We start from the raw sequence: 19,076 nt of genomic DNA on the forward strand, positions 1-19,076 counted from the left end.
GGGGGGGGGGGGGGGGGGGGGGGGGGGCCCCCCCCCCCCCCCCCCCACCCCACCCCCCCCCCCCCCCCCCCCCTCGACTCTACAAAACAACAACGGGCCCCGCAGGGCCCGTTGTTTCAACACAGTAGAGCAGGCAACCGCTTAGAAGCGCGCACCGATGCCGAAGCCCACGGTCCACGGGTCAAGCTTGGCTTCGCCCACCTTCTGGCCGGCGACCTTCAGGTCCGGGCGCGAGTGCATGTAGCGGGCATCGGCGCGGGCAAACCAGGTGGAGTTGATGTTCATGTCCACACCCACGGTGCCGATGGCACCCTTGGCGTCCTTCAGGCGGATGTCATCGCCACCGGCGAAGTTCTCGTTGCTGAAGGCCGACTGGAAGTAACCCACGCCCACGAACGGACGGAACACATTGTCAGCCTGGCCGAAGTGGTACTGGCCGCTCAGCGCGACCGGCTGCTGCTCGACGCTGCCCAGGCGGGCATTGCCCGGACCCTTGACGCGGTGGTCGAACTTGTCGGCAGCTCCCCACAGCTCAACGGCCCAGTTGTCGTTGACGTAGTAGCTGAAGCTGACGGTCGGCGCCGGGCCGCCATCAACCTTCTTGATGCCGTCGATCGGATCGTTCTTCGGCTGCAGCAGCGATACACCACCAACCACGGCAAAATGCTTGCCCGAGGCGGTGTCTGCGGAGCTGCTGTCCTGCGCGAAGGCAGCAGGAGCGAAGGCAGCGGAGGTCAGCAGGGCGAGGCTCAGAATACGGATGGAGCGCATGGGGGATATCTCCTGTTGTTTCTTGTTTTGGGCCCCCGGTTGCGGGGTGATGCCACCGTAGTCGCCTCAACATGAATCGAATCCGACGCGCGTTAAAATTTGGTTTTCATTGTTCAGCGGGCAGAGAGAAACCGCTGTTTTATAGGGGTTTCATGCATATGCGATTGTTCATGCAGTTGGAGGGAATGTGAGCGGCGATGCGTTGTGCATCGGCCTGCCTGCGCACGTTGATCGCGATTGCCGCGTGCTGGTGCTGGGCTCGATGCCCGGTGTCGCCTCGCTGCAGGAACAGCAGTACTATGCACATCCGCGCAACCGTTTCTGGCCGCTCCTCGGGGATCTGTGCGGGTTCGATCCGGCGCTTGCCTACGAGGCGCGGCTGCGCGCGCTCGCCAATGCCGGTGTCGGCCTGTGGGATGTGATCGGCCAATGCGAGCGGCGGGGCAGCCTGGATGCGGACATCGTGCGCGGTTCGGAAGTCCCCAATGCGCTGCCCGCACTGATTACCGGCCTGCCGCGGCTGCGTCTGGTCGCCTGCAATGGCGGGGCGGCCTGGCAGGCACTGCAGCGCTGGGTTGTGCCGGATCTGGCAGCAACGCCGGCGCTGCTCGCGCTGCCGTCCACCAGCCCGGCCAATGCCGCGTGGTCCCTGCCGCGCCTGCGCCAGGCCTGGCAGCCGCTGGCTGACGCGCTGGCGACATGAAGCGGACATCGTCGGGACAATACGCTACCCACTGGAAGTGCCCGCAGGCCTTTGGCAACAGCGTGTCCCGGCGGCGTGCGTACTGAAAACACCTGTAACGGTTGGCGCTGGCCCCCTCTGGCCGCACAATAGACGTTTCCCTACACCAGATTGCCGGAGTTATCCCCATGGCCGAAATCAAGGAAGCACTTGTCCCCGATATCGGTGACTACAGCGATATCCCGGTAATCGAGGTGCTTGTCGCCGTCGGCGACACGGTCAAGAAGGACCAGGGCCTGGTGACGCTGGAGAGCGACAAGGCCACGATGGAAGTGCCGTCCTCGGTTGCCGGTGTGGTCAAGGAAATCAAGGTCAAGGTCGGCGACAACCTCTCCGAGGGCAAGGTCGTGGCCCTGATCGAAGTGGCTGAAGGCGAGGCTGCCAAGCCGGCTGCTGCTGCCCCGGCCCCGGCCAAGGCCGCTGCCCCGGCTGCCGCCACCCAGAGCGCCCCGGCCGCTGCTGCGCCGGCCGCCCCGGCTGCCAGCGGCGGTGCCGTTGAAGCGCTGGTGCCGGACATCGGCGATTACACCGACATCCCGGTCATCGAAGTGCTGGTCGCCGTCGGCGATACGGTCAAGAAGGACCAGGGCCTGGTCACGCTGGAAAGCGACAAGGCCACCATGGAAGTGCCGTCCTCGGTCGCTGGCGTGGTCAAGGAGCTGAAGGTCAAGGTTGGCGACACCCTGTCGCAGGGTGCCGTGGTCGCCATCATCGAGTCAGAAGGCGCTGCCGCGCCGGCCCCGACCAAGGCGGCCGCTGCCGCCGCCCCGGCCGCTGCCGAGACCGCCACCAAGGTCGAGCCGGTCGCCGTTCCGGCCCAGCCGGACAAGCTGGCCGCGCGCGAGATCGCCTCGGCCGGTACCCCGACCAGCCCGCCGGTGCAGTTCAACGCCGATGGCGTGCTGCCGGCCAAGGTGCCCTACGCCACCCCGGCCGTGCGCGTGTTCGCCCGCGAACTGGGCGTGGACCTGCTGCAGATCAGCGGCACCGAAAAGGGCGGCCGCATCACCAAGGGTGACGTGCAGAAGTTCGTCAAGGCCGCGCTCAGCGGTGGCGTGCCGGCCGCAGCCGGTGCTGCCGTCGCCGCCGGTGGTGGCTTGAACCTGCTGCCGTGGCCGAAGGTCGACTTCAGCAAGTTCGGCGAGACCGAAGTGCAGCCGCTGTCGCGCATCAAGAAGATTTCCGGTGCGAACCTGGCCCGCAACTGGGCGATGATCCCGCACGTCACCCAGTTCGAACAGGCCGACATCACCGACCTGGAAGGCTTGCGCGTGGCGCTGAACAAGGAGAACGAGAAGGCCGGCATCAAGCTGACCATGCTCGCCTTCCTGATCAAGGCCAGCGCCGCGGCGCTGAAGAAGTTCCCGGAATTCAACGCCTCGCTCGATGCCAGCGGTGAAAACCTGACCCTGAAGAAATACTTCCACATCGGCTTCGCCGCCGATACTCCGAACGGCCTGGTCGTGCCGGTCATCCGCGACGTGGACAAGAAGGGCGTGGTGCAGATCGCGCAGGAAACCACCGAACTGGCCAAGAAGGCGCGTGACGGCAAGCTGGGCCCGGCCGACATGAGCGGCGGCTGCTTCTCGATCAGCTCGCTGGGCGGCATCGGTGGCACCGCGTTCACCCCGATCGTCAACGCACCGGAAGTGGCCATCCTCGGCGTCTCCAAGTCCGCCATCCAGCCGGTCTGGAACGGCAAGGAGTTCGCACCGAAGCTGATGCTGCCGCTGTCGCTGAGCTACGACCACCGCGTCATCGATGGCGCCCTGGCCGCACGCTTCACCACGTACCTGTCGCAGGTACTGGCCGACATGCGCCGCGTGCTGCTGTAACGCACCGCTTCGCCCCCACCGTGCGGCCGCTGCCCCTTGGCGCGGCCGCGTGAACAGATGCAGTGACAGCCCGCCGGCGCCGCCGGCCGGGCACGAGGAAAACCACCATGGCCACGATTGAAGTCAAGGTTCCCGACATCGGCGATTACAGCGATGTGCCGGTGATCGAAGTGTTGGTCGCCGTCGGCGATACGGTGAAGAAGGATCAGGGTCTGGTGACCCTGGAATCGGACAAGGCCACCCTGGAAGTGCCGTCCTCGGCCGCCGGCGTGGTCAAGGAAATCAAGGTCAAGCTGGGTGACACCCTCTCCGAAGGCGCCGTGGTCGTGGTGCTGGACGCTGAAGGTGCCGCCGAAGCCCCGGCCAAGGCCGCAGCGCCCGCCCCGGCGGCAGCCGCCCCGGGCAGCAAGCCGCCGGTGACCCCGTCGCACCGCGCCCCGGCCGAGCCGGCGTCACCGAAGCCGGCGCTGTCCAGCGGCAAGCCGGCTGACATCGAATGCGAAATGGTCGTGCTGGGCTCGGGCCCGGGCGGCTACACCGCCGCCTTCCGTGCCGCCGACGTCGGCCTGGACACCGTGCTGGTCGAGCGTTACGCCAGCCTCGGCGGCGTTTGCCTCAACGTTGGCTGCATTCCGTCCAAGGCCCTGCTGCACGCCGCAGCGGTCATCGACGAAGTGGCCCATGCCGGTGATTTCGGCGTCGAATTCGGCAAGCCGACCATCACCCTGGACAAGCTGCGCCAGTACAAGGAAAAGGTCGTCAACCAGCTGACCAAGGGCCTGGCCGGCATGGCCAAGCAGCGCAAGGTCCGCAGCGTGCAGGGCGTCGGCAAGTTCATCTCGGCCAACGAGCTGGAAATCACCGCCGCTGACGGCAGCACCCAGCTGCTGCGCTTCCAGAAGTGCATCATCGCCGCCGGTTCGCAGGCGGTGAAGCTGCCCAACTTCCCGTGGGACGACAAGCGCGTGATGGATTCCACCGACGCGCTGGAGCTGGCCGAAGTGCCGGGCTCGCTGCTGGTCGTCGGCGGCGGCATCATCGGCCTGGAAATGGCCACCGTGTATGGCGCGCTGGGCAGCAAGGTCACCGTGGTCGAGTTCATGGACCAGCTGATGCCGGGCGCCGACAAGGACCTGGTCAAGCCGCTGGCCGACCGCCTGAAGAAGCAGGGCATCGACGTCCACCTGAAGACCAAGGCCTCGGGTGTCACCGCCGATGCCAAGGGCATCACCGTGACCTTCGAAGCTGCCGAGGAAGGCCAGACGCCTGCCCTGGCGCAGGGCACCTTCGACCGCGTGCTGGTGGCCGTGGGCCGCTCGCCGAACGGCAGGAAGATCGATGCCGAGAAGGCCGGCGTGCAGGTCACCGACCGCGGCTTCATCCCGGTCGACCGCCAGATGCGCACCAACGTGCCTCACATCTTCGCCATCGGCGACATCGTCGGTAACCCGATGCTGGCCCACAAGGCCACGCACGAAGGCAAGCTGGCCGCCGAAGTGGCTGCCGGCCACAAGAAGGAATGGGTCGCCCGCGTGATTCCGTCGGTGGCCTACACCAACCCGGAAATCGCCTGGGTCGGCGTCACCGAGACCGAAGCCAAGGCCAAGGGCCTGAAGGTCGGCGTGGCCAAGTTCCCGTGGGCCGCCAGCGGCCGCGCGATCGGCATCGGCCGTACCGAGGGCTTTACCAAGCTGATCTTCGACGAAGAGACCCACCGCATCATCGGTGGTGCCATCGTCGGCGTGCACGCCGGTGACCTGCTGGCCGAGATCGGCCTGGCCATCGAGATGGGTGCCGAAGCCGAAGACATCGGCCACACCATCCATGCGCACCCGACGCTCAGCGAATCGGTGGCGATGGCCTCGGAAATCTACGACGGCACGATCACCGATCTGTACCTCCCCAAAAAGAAGTAATGCCGGGCCATGCCCGGCGGGCATTTGGTGCGGCATGAAAAACCCGGCGAAAGCCGGGTTTTTTGTGTGCGGGAGCGTCCGGGGGGAGAGTCGACTGTCAGTCGACTATCGCGCGCAGCGCGGGCCTGCATGGGTTACGGCGAAGGGCAGTCGACTCTACCGGCCGAGCGCGCGCAGCGCGGGCTTGCATGGGTTCCGGCGAAGGGCAGTCGACTGACAGTCGACTCTACCGGCCGAGCGCGCGCAGCGCGGGTATCCAGGCGGTCCGGCGGAGGGGTAGAGTCGACTGTCAGTCGACTATCGCGCGCAGCGCGGGCTTGCATGGGTTCTGGCGAAGGGCAGTCGACTGACAGTCGACTCTACCGGCCGAGCGCGCGCAGCGCGGGCTTGCATGTCGACTGACAGTCGACTCTACCGCTCCCACGCGGCACAAAAAACGCGGCGCCGGTTGCCCGGGCGCCGCGCTGGGGAGATCGGGTGACGCTCGATCAGAAGGTCATGCTGATGCCGGCCACCGGGCCCTTGAACTCCTGCTTCAGGCCGATCACGCCGTCGCTGCCCTTCTGGTCCACGTCCAGCTTGAACCAGTCATAGCCGGCGAACACGCCGAAGGTCTCGGTGAAGCGGTATTCGACGATGGCGTTGGCGCGGCTCAGGTCGCCGTCGTAGTCGTCAAAGCTGCCCCACTTGGTGTTCAGGTACTGGCCCTGGATGTTGATCAGCCAGCGGTCAGCCGGGGTGAAGCTCAGGCGCGCGCCAACCACCGGGGCCACGCCGCTCTCGCTCTCATCCAGGAAGCGGCCGCTGTACACGTTGCCCAGGTCGGCAAAGCCCTTGGCGCTCACCTTTGCCCACTCGGCGCCCAGCTGCAGGCCCATGTCGAACTTCTCGGTGTCCACCACCGAGTAGTCGTACACCAGGCTGGCGACCTGGTACTTCAGTTCGGCCTTGACGAAGCTACCTTCCGGCACGTTGATCTGGCCGAAGGCAATGCCGTCATCCAGGGTCTCGCGGCGGTCCTTGTCCCACTTGAAGTAGTCGAAGATCAGGCGCTGGCGGTCGCTGAAGCGGAACACGCCGTCAATGCGCGGCTCCCACTCCTTGCCGCCCATCTTGAAGTCTTCACTGACGTTGACATCCTGGCCGGCAACGGTGGTGTTGCCGCGGATGGTGTTGTCGTTCTCGATGTTCATGGCACCCACGCGCAGCGTGAAGCGCGGATCGCCCTCGGCAGCATGGGCGGCATTGGCGAACGAGGCGCCGGCGGCGAGCAGCGAGAGGGCGAGCAGGGTGGGTACGGGGCGCATCGCAGAGTCCTTGCAGTGGTTAATTCGGAATGAAGGCCACTGTGCCGGACGTGAGCGTCCACCCTACGTGAACGTATGGTCCACGCCGCGTAGACGGTTCAGCGCCGTCATGGCGCTGCAAAGAAGATGGCCCCGGAGCGGACTACGGGGCCATCCTGGGACCTGCGGGGCGAAGCGTCGACGAGGTTGCTGCAGGCAGGTCGAAAGATAGGACAGGCGGCGCTCCGGAAAGTTCCGCGGCCTGCGACCAAAGTTGAATGCGCTGCATCGCAACATGGTGCGGACGCTATTGTCCCCCCTGTGGGCCGTAAAAATCCTGCCGATCCGGCAACTTGCGGCTCCGCGGATGAACAGGCAGCGGTTGTCTCACAAATTGTCCCACTGATATAATTTGGCGGCTCGATGAGGCACGCACGCTGTAACGGCCTCCGCCCTTCACAAGAACCATGTGGGACATCCTGTGCTGAACTCCGTTGAAGCGGGTCGGCGACTGATGCTGCGCGCCGCGGTCTATCCGCTGGTCGCAGTGGCTGTCCTGGCCCTGGCATTCCTGCTGATGGCGGGGCAGAAGGCCGCACTGGGTGCGCTGCTGTCCGGCGTGGCGGTCTCGGCCGGGGGTTGGGTGGCGGCGCGGATGGCACTGAGCGGGGGCGCAGTTGCAGCAGGTTCGGCGATGGCGCGCCTGATCATTGCGGTAGTTGCGAAGTGGGCAGTCGTTTTCGGCGTCCTGCTGGCGGGTTTCCTGGTCTTCAAGCTGCCTGCATTGGCGCTGTTGGCCGGTATCGCCGTCGGTTTGATGTTCCAGGTCCTGGCTCTGGCCAGGCGTTGACAGAATTCAATTAACTAAGGTTCCGGACACATGGCGGGCGAGGCTCTAACCCCTACCAGCTACATCCAGCATCACCTGCAGAACCTGACCGCACCGGTCGGCAACGGCGAAGGGATGTTCTGGCACATCCACGTCGATACCTTCCTCACCGCCGTCCTGATGGGCCTGGTGATCGTGGTCGCGTTCTGGATGGGTACCCGCAAGGCCACCGCCGGCGTGCCGGGCAAGTGGCAGGCCTTCGTCGAAATCTGCCTGGAGTTTGTTGACCGCCAGGCCAAGGACACCTACCACGGCAAGAGCAAGCTGGTCACGCCGATCGCCATCACCATCTTCTTCTGGATTCTGCTGATGAATCTGCTGAAGATGATCCCGGCCGATTTCATCGCCAAGCCGCTGGAAATGGCCGGTGTCCACTACTGGAAGCCGGTGCCGACCGCTGACGTCAACGCCACCCTGGGCATGGCCTTCAGCGTGTTCTTCCTGATGCTGTTCTTCGCGCTGAAGTCGAAGGGCCTGCTGGGCTTCATCAAGGAATTCCTGACGGCGCCGTTCGGCAAGTGGATGATGCCGTTCAACCTGATCCTCAACATCGTCGAGTGGCTGAGCAAGCCGATCTCGCTGGCGATGCGACTGTTCGGCAACATGTTCGGCGGCGAAATCGTGTTCCTGCTGATCTGGGTGCTGGGTGGTGCCGGTTTCTTCGGTGCCATTGCCGGTGGTGCATTCGGTCTGGGCTGGATGCTGTTCCACCTGCTGGTGATCCCGCTGCAGGCCTTCATCTTCATGATGCTGTCGATCGTGTACCTGAGCCTGTCGGAAGACGCTCACTAAAGTTCCAAGCTTCAACCAGTTTCACCTTCATCCGTTTCATCACCCTTAGCAACTTAGTTCCTGGAGATAACCATGTACTTCGCCGTCCTGACCAACTTCGCGCAGATTCAGAGCTCCACCGCCCTTGCCGTCGGCATCATGATCGGCCTGGCCGCGCTGGGCGCTGGCCTGGGTCTGGCCATCATGGCTGGTAAGTTCCTGGAGTCGGCCGCCCGCCAGCCGGAACTGATCCCGGTCCTGCAGGTCCGCATGTTCATCACCGCCGGCCTGATCGACGCCGCGTTCATCATCTCGGTCGCCGTCGGCCTGCTGCTGGCCTTCGCCAACCCGCTGTCGGCTGCCTTCGCTGGCGCCGTCACCAAGGCTCTGGCCGGCTGATACAGCGGTTTGAGACGACCGGGTGCTGATGCACCCGGTTTCGGATGAAGGCCGGATGCGCCGCTTCGGCGGCGCGTCCACCCCGAAACCAGCGATCGAGCTAACCATGAATATCAATTTCACCCTTCTTGCGCAGGCGCTCGCCTTCGCTGGTCTGATCTGGATCATCGCGACCAAGATCTGGCCGCCGCTGATGAACGCGATCGAAGAGCGCCAGCAGAAGATCGCTGAAGGCCTCGCTGCTGCCGACCGCAGCCAGAAAGATCTGGCCCAGGCGCAGGAGAAGGTCAACGAAGCGCTGAAAGAAGCACGCACCAAGGCCAACGAGATCATCGACCAGGCCCACGCGCGCGCCAACCAGATCGTTGATGCTGCCCGTAACGAAGCAATCACCGAAGCCACCCGTCAGAAGGAACTGGCCCAGGCTGAGATCGACGCCGCCGCCAACCGTGCCCGTGAAGATCTGCGCAAGCAGGTGTCCGCGCTGGCCGTGACCGGTGCCGAAAAGCTGCTCAAGCGCGAAATCGACGCCAACGCCCACAAGGCGCTGCTCGACGAGCTGGCCTCGGAGATCTAAGGATGAGCCAGGCCCTCACGCTTGCCCGCCCGTACGCCCGCGCCGCCTTCGCGACCGCGCGTGACGAAGGCACGTTCGCGCCGTGGTCGGACGCCCTGGCGTTCTCCGCCCACGTCGCCGCCGACCCGCGCGTGGCGGCCCTGCTCGCCAACCCGGAGCTGGGTCGCGACGAAGCCGTCGCACTGCTGGCACCGGAAACCCACGGTGAGACGTACTCGCGTTTTCTCGCCGTGCTGGCCGAATCGCATCGTCTGCCGCTGCTGCCGGAAATCGCTGGCATGTTCGACGCCCTGCGCGCCGAAGCCGAACACGTGGTCAAGGCCACGGTGACCTCGGCGGCCGAACTGTCGGCCGGTGAGCTGGATGCGATCAAGGTCGCGCTGCGCAAGCGCTTCAACCGTGAGGTCGACGTGACCACCGCGGTCGATGCCTCGCTGATCGGCGGCGCCGTCATCGACGCCGGCGACGTGGTCATCGATGGTTCGCTGAAGGGCAAGCTGGCCCGTCTGCAGACCGCGCTCGCTAACTGAATTCATTTAACGTCCGGCCCCGCTGCCGGCACTAGGACTTGACGATGGCAACCACGCTCAACCCCTCCGAAATCAGCGAACTGATCAAGAACCGCATCGAGAAGGTCAAGCTGGCCGCGGAATCGCGCAACGAAGGCACCGTGACCAGCGTGTCCGACGGCATCGTGCGCATCTTCGGTCTGGCCGACGTGATGCAGGGCGAAATGATCGAACTGCCGAACAACACCTTCGCCCTGGCCCTGAACCTGGAGCGCGACTCGGTCGGCGCCGTGGTCCTGGGTGACTACGAGCACCTGCGCGAAGGCGACGTCGCCAAGACCACCGGCCGCATCCTGGAAGTGCCGGTCGGTCCGGAACTGCTGGGCCGCGTCGTGAACGCGCTGGGCGAGCCGATCGACGGCAAGGGCCCGCTGGGCACCGATCTGACCGCTCCGGTGGAGCGCGTTGCTCCGGGCGTGATCTGGCGCAAGTCGGTCGACCAGCCGGTGCAGACCGGTTACAAGTCGGTCGACTCGATGATCCCGATCGGCCGTGGCCAGCGCGAGCTGATCATCGGCGACCGCCAGACCGGCAAGACCGCGATGGCCATCGATGCGGTGATCAACCAGAAGGGCACCGGCATCAAGTGCGTGTACGTTGCGATCGGCCAGAAGGCTTCGACCATCGCCAACATCGTGCGCAAGCTGGAAGAAAACGGCGCGCTGGCCCACACGGTCGTGGTTGCCGCCACCGCTTCCGAATCGGCTGCCATGCAGTACATCAGCGCCTACTCGGGCTGCACCATGGGTGAGTACTTCATGGACCGCGGCGAAGACGCGCTGATCGTGTACGACGATCTGTCCAAGCAGGCCGTGGCCTACCGCCAGATCTCGCTGCTGCTGAAGCGCCCGCCGGGCCGTGAAGCCTACCCGGGCGACGTGTTCTACCTGCACTCCCGTCTGCTCGAGCGCGCAGCCCGCGTGTCCGAGGAATACGTCGAGAAGTTCACCGAAGGCAAGGTCACCGGCAAGACCGGTTCGCTGACCGCGCTGCCGATCATCGAAACCCAGGCCGGCGACGTGTCCGCCTTCGTTCCGACCAACGTGATCTCGATCACCGACGGCCAGATCTTCCTGGAAACCGACCTGTTCAACGCCGGCATCCGCCCGGCCGTGAACGCCGGTATCTCGGTGTCGCGCGTCGGTGGCTCGGCCCAGACCAAGATCATCAAGAAGCTGTCGGGCGGCATCCGCATCTCGCTGGCCCAGTACCGTGAGCTGGCTGCGTTCGCGCAGTTCGCCTCGGACCTGGACGAAGCGACCCGCAAGCAGCTGGAGCGCGGCCAGCGCGTGACCGAGCTGATGAAGCAGAAGCAGTACGCGCCGATGTCGATCGCCAACCAGGCGCTGTCGATCTACGCCGTCAACGAGGGTTACCTCGACGACGTGCCGGTCAACAAGCTGCTGGCCTTCGAAGAAGGCCTGCACGCCCACTTCGCCAACACCCAGGGCGAGCTGGTCGGCAAGGTCAACGCCACCGGCGGTTGGGACAACGACATCGAAGGTGCCTTCAAGAAGGGCATCGCCGAGTTCAAGACCACCGGCAGCTGGTAATCGCGGTCCTGTAGAGCGGAGCCATGCTTCGCTGGACCAGATGACAAACGGTTGAACAACGCGGGGCAACAGCCCCGCGCCACGGGAAACAAGAGATGGCAAGCGGACGCGAAATCAAAACCAAGATCAAGAGCGTGCAGAACACCCGCAAGGTGACGCGCGCCCTGGAAATGGTCTCGGCCTCCAAGATCCGCAAGGCGCAGGATCGGATGAAGACCTCGCGTCCGTACGCGCAGGCGATGAAGCAGGTGATCGGCCACCTGGCCCAGGCCAGCACCGATTACCAGCATCCGTTCCTGGTCGAGCGCGAGCAGGTCAAGCGGGTCGGGTTCATCGTGATCTCCTCCGATCGCGGCCTGGCTGGCGGCCTCAACAACAACCTGTTCCGCAAGATGCTGGGCGAAGCCAAGGCATGGCAGGACAAGGGTGCTGAAGTGGACCTGGTGACCATCGGCCAGAAGGCATCGACCTTCTTCCGCCGCGTGAAGGTCAACATGGTCGGCAGCGTGACCCACATCGGCGACGTGCCGAAGCTGGAATCGCTGATCGGTGTGATCAAGGTCATGCTCGACGCCTTCACCGAAGGCAAGCTCGACCGCGTGTACCTGGTCTACAACCGCTTCGTGAACACCATGACGCAGAAGGCCAGCTTCGACCAGCTGCTGCCGCTGCCGCCGGCTGAGAAGCAGGTCGCTCACCACGACTGGGATTACCTGTACGAACCCGATGCCGCGACCGTGCTCGAGCACGTGATGACGCGTTACATCGAGTCGCTGGTGTACCAGGCACTGCTGGAAAACGTCGCCTCCGAACATGCCGCACGCATGGTCGCGATGAAGGCGGCGAGCGACAACGCCAACAAGCTGATCGGTGAGCTGCAGCTGGTCTACAACAAGGCCCGCCAGGCAGCGATCACCCAGGAAATCTCCGAAATCGTCGGCGGCGCGGCAGCAGTCTGACCGCGTTCGTTCAAAGCACACATTTAGAGGATGCAGCAATGAGTCAGGGCAAGATCGTTCAGATCATCGGCGCGGTCGTCGACGTCGAATTCCCGCGTGAGTCGGTGCCGAAGGTGTATGACGCACTGAAGGTCGAAAACACCGAAATCACCCTCGAAGTCCAGCAGCAGCTGGGCGACGGCGTGGTGCGTACCATCGCCCTCGGTTCCACCGACGGCCTGAAGCGCAACCTGGTGGCCGTCAACACCGACCGCGGCATCTCCGTGCCGGTCGGCGCTGGCACCCTGGGCCGCATCATGGACGTGCTGGGCCGTCCGATCGACGAAGCCGGCCCGGTGGCCGCCAGCGACAGCTGGGAAATCCACCGTGCGGCCCCGTCGTACGAAGATCAGTCCCCGGCCACCGAGCTGCTGGAAACCGGCATCAAGGTCATCGACCTGATGTGCCCGTTCGCCAAGGGCGGCAAGGTCGGCCTGTTCGGCGGCGCCGGCGTCGGCAAGACCGTCAACATGATGGAACTGATCAACAACATCGCCAAGGCGCACAGCGGTCTGTCCGTGTTCGCCGGCGTGGGTGAGCGTACCCGTGAGGGCAACGACTTCTACCACGAAATGAAGGACTCCAACGTCCTCGACAAGGTGGCGATGGTGTACGGCCAGATGAACGAGCCGCCGGGTAACCGTCTGCGCGTCGCCCTGACCGGCCTGACCATGGCCGAGTACTTCCGCGACGAGAAGGACGAAAACGGCAAGGGCAAGGACGTCCTGCTGTTCGTCGACAACATCTACCGCTACACCCTGGCCGGTACCGAAGTGTCGGCACTGCTGGGCCGCATGCCGTCCGCCGTGGGTTACCAGCCGACCCTGGCCGAGGAAATGGGCGTCCTGCAGGAGCGCATCACCTCGACCAAGAACGGTTCGATCACCTCGATCCAGGCCGTCTACGTTCCCGCGGATGACTTGACCGATCCGTCGCCGGCGACCACCTTCGCCCACCTGGACTCGACCGTGACCCTGTCGCGTTCGATCGCCTCGCTGGGTATCTACCCGGCCGTCGATCCGCTGGACTCCACCAGCCGCCAGATGGACCCGCTGGTCATCGGCCACGAGCACTACGACACCGCCCAGCGCGTCCAGCAGACCCTGCAGAAGTACAAGGAACTGAAGGACATCATCGCCATCCTGGGCATGGACGAACTGTCCGAAGAAGACAAGCAGGCCGTGTCGCGCGCCCGCAAGATCGAGCGCTTCTTCAGCCAGCCGTTCCACGTGGCCGAAGTGTTCACCGGTTCGCCGGGCAAGTACGTGTCGCTGAAGGACACCATCCGTGGCTTCAAGGCCATCGTCGATGGCGAGTACGATCACCTGCCGGAGCAGGCGTTCTACATGGTCGGCAGCATCGAAGAAGCGGTCGAGAAGGCCAAGAAGATGGCTGAGAAGGCCTGATCATGAGCACCATCCGTTGCGACATCGTCAGCGCCGAGCAGGAAATCTTCCGTGGTGAAGCGACTCTGGTCGTGGCTACGGGTGAGCTCGGCGAACTGGGCATCGCGCCCAAGCACGCACCGCTGATCACCCGCCTGAAGCCGGGCAAGGTGGTGGTGACCACGCCGAACGGCGAGCAGCTGGATTTCGCTATTTCCGGCGGCATCCTGGAAGTGCAGCCGCAGGTGGTCACCGTGCTGGCCGACACCGCGATCCGCGCGCAGGACATCGACGAAGCCTCGGTCCGCAAGGCCAAGGAAGAAGCCGAGCGCATCCTGGCCAACCGCGGTGAAGCCATGGAAGTGGCCGAGGCCCAGCAGAAGCTGGCCGAAGCCGTGGTGCAGCTGCAGGCGCTGGAGCGCCTGCGCAAGACCCTCAAGCACTGAGGTTCGCGCCACACCCGCAGGAACGCCGGCCTCGTGCCGGCGTTTTTGTTTGTGCCGGCGGCGTTGGTCGAGTCGACCGTTGGTCGACTACCGCGCGCAGTGCGGGTTTCAAGCGGCCCCCGAAAGAGCAGTCGACCAACGGTCGACTCTACCGGGTAGGTTTTTCCGCGGCCCCTACGGGTAGAGTCAGCCGTCAGCGGTAGACCACGTAGCGCATCAGCAGAAACGACACCGCGGCCAGCGCTGCTTCCACCAGTGGCTTCGCCAGCCATGCGTATTGCAGGCCCAGCGCATGATGGGCGGCGGACACCAGCAGCGTGCTGGCAACCGTCAGCAGCAGCCACACCGGCAGGAAGCGGGCGAAGCGCTGCCAGCCCAGGCGCTGCCGGCCCTGCACATCGGCGAAGGTGATCCGCCCGTTCAACCAGAAGCCCAGCAGCATGCCGGCCACGCGCCCGGCGATGTTGCCCGGGGCCACCGGAACGCCCGCCGCAGTGAGGGCGACAAACACCAGCCAGTCCAGCAACAGCTGCAGCAGGCCGATGACGATGTAGGCGCTTCCCTGGCGGAGCAGGCTCATGGCGGCAATCAAGGCGGACAGGCCGCCATGTTAACGGCGGACGCTCTAGAATCACCGGCAACGAACCACGGACCGCTGCCCATGACCCAAGCCCTGCACGTCATCATCCTCGCCGCCGGCGCTGGCAAGCGCATGAAATCCGTGTTGCCGAAAGTGCTGCAGCCGATTGCCGGCCAGCCGATGCTGGCCCACGTCATCGCTGCGGCGCGCGAACTCCAGCCCGCCGCCATCCACGTGGTGTACGGGCATGGTGGTGAAGCCGTGCGGCAGCGCTTCGCCGACCAGACCGACCTGCTGTGGGCCGAGCAGGCGCAGCAGCTGGGCACAGGGCATGCGGTGGCGCAGGCGATGCCGGAGGTGCCGGATGCGGCGCAGGTGCTGGTGCTGTACGGCGACGTGCCGCTGATCCGTGCGGACACCCTGCGCCACCTGCTGGCGCAGCCGGGCCGCCTTGCGGTGCTGGTGGCCGAAGTCGACGACCCGACCGGCTATGGCCGCGTGCTGCGCGATGCTGAAGGCCGGGTCGGCTCGATCGTCGAGCAGAAGGACGCCAACGACGACCAGCTGCGGGTGCGGACCATCAATACCGGCATTATTGCCGCCGAATCGACCGCGCTGCGCCGCTGGCTGTCGCAGCTCTCCAACAGCAATGCGCAGGGCGAGTACTACCTGACCGATGTATTCGCGTTTGCCGCGCATGAATACACCCCGGCAGAGATGGCCCTGGTGTCCGATGCGCAGGAGGCCGAGGGCGCGAATGATCCCTGGCAGTTGTCGCAGCTGGAACGTGCCTGGCAGCGCCGCGCGGTGCGCGCCCTGTGCGCGCAGGGCGCACGGGTGCGTGATCCAGCGCGCTTGGATGTCCGTGGCGAGGTCACGGTCGGCAGCGACGTGCTGATCGATGTCAATGTGATCCTCGAAGGCAACGTAGAGCTGGCCGATGGCGTGACCGTCGGCCCGTTCACCCGCCTGAAAGACGTGCGCCTGGGGCCGGGCACCGAAGTGCGCGCGCACTGTGACCTGGAAGGCGTGGTGACCGAGGGTGCCGCGCAGATCGGCCCGTTCGCGCGCCTGCGCCCCGGCACCGTGCTGGCCGACGGCGTGCACGTGGGCAACTTCGTGGAAACCAAGAAGGTCACCCTGGGCGTGGGCAGCAAGGCCAACCACCTGACCTACCTGGGCGATGCAGTGATCGGCAGCAAGGTCAACATCGGCGCCGGCACCATCACCTGCAACTACGACGGGGTGAACAAGTCGACCACGACCATTGGTGACAATGCCTTCATCGGTTCCAACAGCGCGCTGGTGGCGCCTGTGACGATCGGCGAAGCCGCGACCATCGCGGCGGGGTCGGTCATCACCCGCGATGCGCCGGACGGCAAGCTGACCCTGGCCCGTGCGCGGCAGGAAACCATCGATGGCTGGAAGCGGCCGGTGAAGACGGGTTGATGAGAGGCCGCCGGGCATGGCCCGGCGCTACCGGGGAATGTCCGTCAAGGTAGCGCCGGGCCATGCCCGGCGGCAGCAGATCCACGCCATGCGTGGATGCGGCCACCCGGTCAACTCACCGGCAGCAGGATCGACACGCACAAGCCGCCATCACCGCGGTTCTGCAGGGATACCCGGCCGCCGTGCGCCTCGACGATCTCGCGGGTCAGCGCCAGGCCCAGGCCGGTGCCGTTGCGCTTGGTTGAGTAGAACGGCATCAGCGCGTTCTGCAGCACCTGCTCGTTCATGCCCTTGCCGCGGTCCAGCACGTCCAGCCGCAGCCACTGCGGCAGGCGCGTCAGCTGCACCTGCACGTCGTCGTTGGGCGGCTCCGCTTCCGCACAGGCCTCGTGCGCGTTCTTCAGCAGGTTCAGCAGTGCCTGGCCGAACTGGGCGATGTCGATCCGGCTGCTCAGCGTCTCGTCCGGCTCGCGGTCCATGCCGAAGGGAATCTGCTGGCGCAGGCTGGACAGGAACGGCGCCCAGTGCACGGTCTGCAGCTGCGGCTGCGGTAGTTTGGCGAAGCGCGCATAGCCGCGGATGAAGCCCTCCAGGTGGCGGGCGCGGTCTTCGATGGTGCTGAAGATTTCCGGTAGCCGGTCGAAGCGTTCTCGCCTGACCAGCTCGCCACCGGAATGGGCCAGCGAGGCAATGGGTGCCAGCGAGTTGTTCAGTTCATGGCTGATCACCCGGATCACCTTCTTCCAGGTCTGCACTTCCTGCCGGCGCAGTTCAGCGGTCAGCTGGCGCACCAGCAGCAGATCGTGCGGGCGGCCGTTCAGATGGAACGCGCGCCGCGACAGATGGTAGACCTGCTCGTCGTCCTCATCGGGCTCGACGCCCTCCTCGGCTTCCGCTCGCACCGCGAACAGGCTGTCACCGCCGCGTGCGATGGCATCGCGCAGTTCCACCGGAAGCTGTTCCAGTACCTCTTCCATGCGCTGGCCTTCCAGCTTCCAGCCACCGTGCAGCAGCTTGCGTGCGGCCAGGTTGGAAAACACCACGCGGGAAATGCCGTCGCCCCCGGCCGCGATCAGCAGCATCGCCACCGGCGTGTTCTGCACCATGGTGTCCAGCAGCAGTTCGCGCTGCGCCAGGCCCTGGCGCTGCTCGCGCAGCACGTCGCCCAGCTCGCGGTGTGCCTGCACCAGGTCGCCCAGCTCGTCGTTGCCCGGCCAGTACACACCGAAGTTGAACTCACCATCGCGGTAGCTGCTGGTGGTGCCGGCCAGGGCGCGCATCAGCGAGCGTACCGGTGCGGTGGCACGGCGCAGCGACCACCACATCAGTGACAGCAGCACGACCGAGGAGATCCCCGTCACCCACCAGCCGTGGTTCATCCAGTAGGCCAGCAGCCACGGCAGCGCGGCGGCCAGCGCAAGCACCGGCAGCAGGCGCAGGAACAGGAGGAAGGTGAAGGAGCGCCGTTTCATTCGCGCGGAATGCCGTGGCGGTCCATGCGCCGGTACAGCGCCTGGCGGCTCAGCCCGAGCTCGGCAGCGGCCTGGGCGATGACCCCGTGGTTGCGGGCCAGCACGTCCTCGATGCGTGCACGGTCGGGATCATTGCCCGCGCTCGGCGTCGGGCGCGGCGCGGCCGCTGCACGCGGCAGGTTGAGGTCGGCCACCTCGATGCGGTTGCCGCTGGACAGCAGCTCGGCACGCTGGATCACGTTGCGCAGTTCGCGCACGTTGCCCGGCCACGGGTGCCGCTGCAGTGCGGTGGCCGCAGCGGTGGACAGCGGCTTGCCGGCGCTGAGGAAGCGCTCGGCCAGCGGCACGATGTCGCCCGCGCGCTCGGCCAGCGGTGGCAGTGCCAGTTCCACCGTGTTGAGGCGGTAATAGAGGTCTTCGCGGAAGCTGCCGTCGCGGATCATTGCCGGCATGTCGGCGTTGGTCGCGCTGACCACGCGGACCTTGACCTGGCGCTCGCGGTTGGAGCCAAGGCGCTCGAAGCGGCCGGTTTCCAGCACGCGCAGCAGCTTCATCTGCCCACCCAGCGACAGGTTGCCGATCTCGTCCAGGAACAGCGTGCCACCGTCGGCGGCTTCGAACTTGCCCTCACGCGCCTTGTTGGCGCCCGTGTACGCACCGGCTTCGGCGCCGAACAGTTCGGCCTCAATCAGTTCGGAGGGCAGGGCACCGCAGTTGACCGCCACGAACGGGCCCTTGGCCACAAGCGAATTGGCCTGGATGATCTGCGCGATCTTTTCCTTGCCGGCGCCATTGGGGCCGGTGATCAGCACCGGCAGTTGCGAACGCGCGACCTGGCAGGCCAGGGCGATGACACGTTCGCTGGCGGGATCGGCAAACACCGCGCCGCACAGTTCGTACTTCTCTTCCAGCGCGTTGCGCTGGCGTTCCTCGCGGGCGCGACGCTGGTCCAGCTCGCGGCGCGCTTCGGACAGTTCCAGCAGGTTGTTGACCGTGGTCAGCAGCTTGCGGTCATCCCATGGCTTGGCCAGGTAATCGGCGGCGCCGGCCTTGACCAGATCCACCGCGCTGCTCAGGTGCGTCCAGGCGGTGAGCAGGATGACGGGCAGGTCGGGATGGCGCGCGCGGATCTGCGCGAACAGGGCCTCCCCTTCCTCGCCCGAGGTAGTGTCCTCGGTGAAGTTCATGTCCTGGATGACCAGGTCGACGGCGTGTGCTTCCAGCATCGCAAGGCCGTCAGCCGGGCTCTGCGCCTGCAGGGTGTCGATGTCATGCAGGGAAAACAGCACGTCCAGCGCGGTACCCACGCTGGCGTTGTCGTCGATGATCAGGATCGCGGGCATGGTTCGCAGAAGGGTGGCGCCGGGCATGCCCGGTAAGGGGTAGCGCCGGGCCCTGCCCGGCGGACGAGGGTGCAGTAAAGCCGCCGGGCGTGGCC

General features: G+C 65.7%; 18 protein-coding genes. 13 read left to right on the top strand and 5 right to left on the bottom strand.

All coding sequences use genetic code 11. The features are described 5' to 3' along the window. Positions 1 to 141: 141 nt before the first annotated feature. Positions 142 to 771: an OmpW/AlkL family protein gene (locus FJU31_RS00690; RefSeq protein ID WP_108770094.1), complete on the bottom strand. Its 630-nt coding sequence runs from the start codon at positions 769 to 771 to the stop codon at positions 142 to 144. Positions 772 to 958: 187 nt separating this feature from the next. Between FJU31_RS00690 and FJU31_RS00695 the strand changes: the two genes are divergently transcribed. The 3 genes from FJU31_RS00695 to lpdA all read left to right on the top strand — a co-directional run bounded on the left by FJU31_RS00695 (position 959) and on the right by lpdA (position 5,264). Continuing rightward, on the top strand, positions 959 to 1,474 hold the full coding sequence (locus tag FJU31_RS00695) for a DNA-deoxyinosine glycosylase (protein WP_150453071.1): 516 nt from the start codon (positions 959 to 961) through the stop codon (positions 1,472 to 1,474). 167 nt (positions 1,475 to 1,641) lie between these two features. Further along, positions 1,642 to 3,348: a dihydrolipoyllysine-residue acetyltransferase gene (gene aceF / locus FJU31_RS00700; protein ID WP_150453072.1), complete on the top strand. Its 1,707-nt coding sequence runs from the start codon at positions 1,642 to 1,644 to the stop codon at positions 3,346 to 3,348. Between the two features lie 107 nt (positions 3,349 to 3,455). Beyond that, positions 3,456 to 5,264 (top strand): dihydrolipoyl dehydrogenase, encoded by a 1,809-nt coding sequence (gene lpdA, locus FJU31_RS00705; protein ID WP_150453073.1) that lies wholly within the window; start codon positions 3,456 to 3,458, stop codon positions 5,262 to 5,264. A 488-nt stretch (positions 5,265 to 5,752) separates the two neighbouring features. Here the strand turns inward: lpdA and FJU31_RS00710 are convergent, their stop codons facing one another. Next, a complete protein-coding gene (locus FJU31_RS00710) occupies positions 5,753 to 6,571 on the bottom strand; it encodes a hypothetical protein (RefSeq protein WP_150453074.1) in 819 nt (272 codons plus the stop codon). Positions 6,572 to 7,064: 493 nt separating this feature from the next. Between FJU31_RS00710 and FJU31_RS00715 the strand changes: the two genes are divergently transcribed. The 9 genes from FJU31_RS00715 to FJU31_RS00755 all read left to right on the top strand — a co-directional run bounded on the left by FJU31_RS00715 (position 7,065) and on the right by FJU31_RS00755 (position 14,137). After that, positions 7,065 to 7,400 carry a hypothetical protein gene (locus FJU31_RS00715; protein ID WP_150453075.1) on the top strand — a complete coding sequence of 112 codons (336 nt, stop codon included), beginning with the start codon at positions 7,065 to 7,067 and terminating at the stop codon, positions 7,398 to 7,400. 30 nt (positions 7,401 to 7,430) lie between these two features. Beyond that, a complete protein-coding gene (gene atpB, locus FJU31_RS00720) occupies positions 7,431 to 8,231 on the top strand; it encodes a F0F1 ATP synthase subunit A (protein WP_079223562.1) in 801 nt (266 codons plus the stop codon). Between the two features lie 72 nt (positions 8,232 to 8,303). Continuing rightward, positions 8,304 to 8,609: a F0F1 ATP synthase subunit C gene (gene atpE, locus FJU31_RS00725; RefSeq protein WP_005411133.1), complete on the top strand. Its 306-nt coding sequence runs from the start codon at positions 8,304 to 8,306 to the stop codon at positions 8,607 to 8,609. A 106-nt stretch (positions 8,610 to 8,715) separates the two neighbouring features. After that, complete coding sequence (locus FJU31_RS00730; RefSeq protein ID WP_005419512.1) at positions 8,716 to 9,186, top strand: F0F1 ATP synthase subunit B; 471 nt, start codon at positions 8,716 to 8,718, stop codon at positions 9,184 to 9,186. 2 nt (positions 9,187 to 9,188) lie between these two features. Continuing rightward, positions 9,189 to 9,716, top strand: a complete 528-nt coding sequence (locus tag FJU31_RS00735) for a F0F1 ATP synthase subunit delta (RefSeq protein WP_079223560.1) — start codon at positions 9,189 to 9,191, stop codon at positions 9,714 to 9,716. Between the two features lie 44 nt (positions 9,717 to 9,760). Then, entirely contained in the window at positions 9,761 to 11,308 is a 1,548-nt protein-coding gene (gene atpA / locus FJU31_RS00740) for a F0F1 ATP synthase subunit alpha (protein ID WP_108747433.1), read from the top strand. Between the two features lie 95 nt (positions 11,309 to 11,403). Beyond that, entirely contained in the window at positions 11,404 to 12,267 is an 864-nt protein-coding gene (atpG, locus tag FJU31_RS00745; RefSeq protein ID WP_150453076.1) for a F0F1 ATP synthase subunit gamma, read from the top strand. Between the two features lie 38 nt (positions 12,268 to 12,305). Then, positions 12,306 to 13,712 carry a F0F1 ATP synthase subunit beta gene (atpD, locus tag FJU31_RS00750; RefSeq protein ID WP_079223556.1) on the top strand — a complete coding sequence of 469 codons (1,407 nt, stop codon included), beginning with the start codon at positions 12,306 to 12,308 and terminating at the stop codon, positions 13,710 to 13,712. A 2-nt stretch (positions 13,713 to 13,714) separates the two neighbouring features. Continuing rightward, positions 13,715 to 14,137: a F0F1 ATP synthase subunit epsilon gene (locus tag FJU31_RS00755; RefSeq protein ID WP_005411127.1), complete on the top strand. Its 423-nt coding sequence runs from the start codon at positions 13,715 to 13,717 to the stop codon at positions 14,135 to 14,137. Between the two features lie 193 nt (positions 14,138 to 14,330). Here FJU31_RS00755 and FJU31_RS00760 read toward each other — a convergent pair whose 3' ends face one another. After that, positions 14,331 to 14,717 (bottom strand): GtrA family protein, encoded by a 387-nt coding sequence (locus tag FJU31_RS00760; protein WP_150453077.1) that lies wholly within the window; start codon positions 14,715 to 14,717, stop codon positions 14,331 to 14,333. An 81-nt stretch (positions 14,718 to 14,798) separates the two neighbouring features. Here FJU31_RS00760 and glmU point away from each other — a divergent pair, with 81 nt between their 5' ends. Beyond that, entirely contained in the window at positions 14,799 to 16,166 is a 1,368-nt protein-coding gene (gene glmU / locus FJU31_RS00765) for a bifunctional UDP-N-acetylglucosamine diphosphorylase/glucosamine-1-phosphate N-acetyltransferase GlmU (RefSeq protein ID WP_150453078.1), read from the top strand. Positions 16,167 to 16,276: 110 nt separating this feature from the next. On the opposite strand, the gene FJU31_RS00770 is transcribed toward glmU, so the two are convergent. Together FJU31_RS00770 and FJU31_RS00775 are read right to left on the bottom strand one after the other, a co-directional pair. Next, the gene (locus tag FJU31_RS00770; RefSeq protein ID WP_150453079.1) at positions 16,277 to 17,638 is read right to left on the bottom strand and encodes a sensor histidine kinase; all 1,362 of its coding nucleotides are present in this window, start codon (positions 17,636 to 17,638) and stop codon (positions 16,277 to 16,279) included. Beyond that, positions 17,635 to 18,981: a sigma-54-dependent transcriptional regulator gene (locus FJU31_RS00775; RefSeq protein WP_150453080.1), complete on the bottom strand. Its 1,347-nt coding sequence runs from the start codon at positions 18,979 to 18,981 to the stop codon at positions 17,635 to 17,637. The genes FJU31_RS00770 and FJU31_RS00775 overlap by 4 nt, the downstream gene beginning before the upstream one ends. Positions 18,982 to 19,076 lie beyond the last annotated feature (95 nt).

Origin of the sequence: Stenotrophomonas cyclobalanopsidis, assembly GCF_008710035.1 — a bacterium.
Taxonomy (GTDB): domain Bacteria; phylum Pseudomonadota; class Gammaproteobacteria; order Xanthomonadales; family Xanthomonadaceae; genus Stenotrophomonas; species Stenotrophomonas cyclobalanopsidis.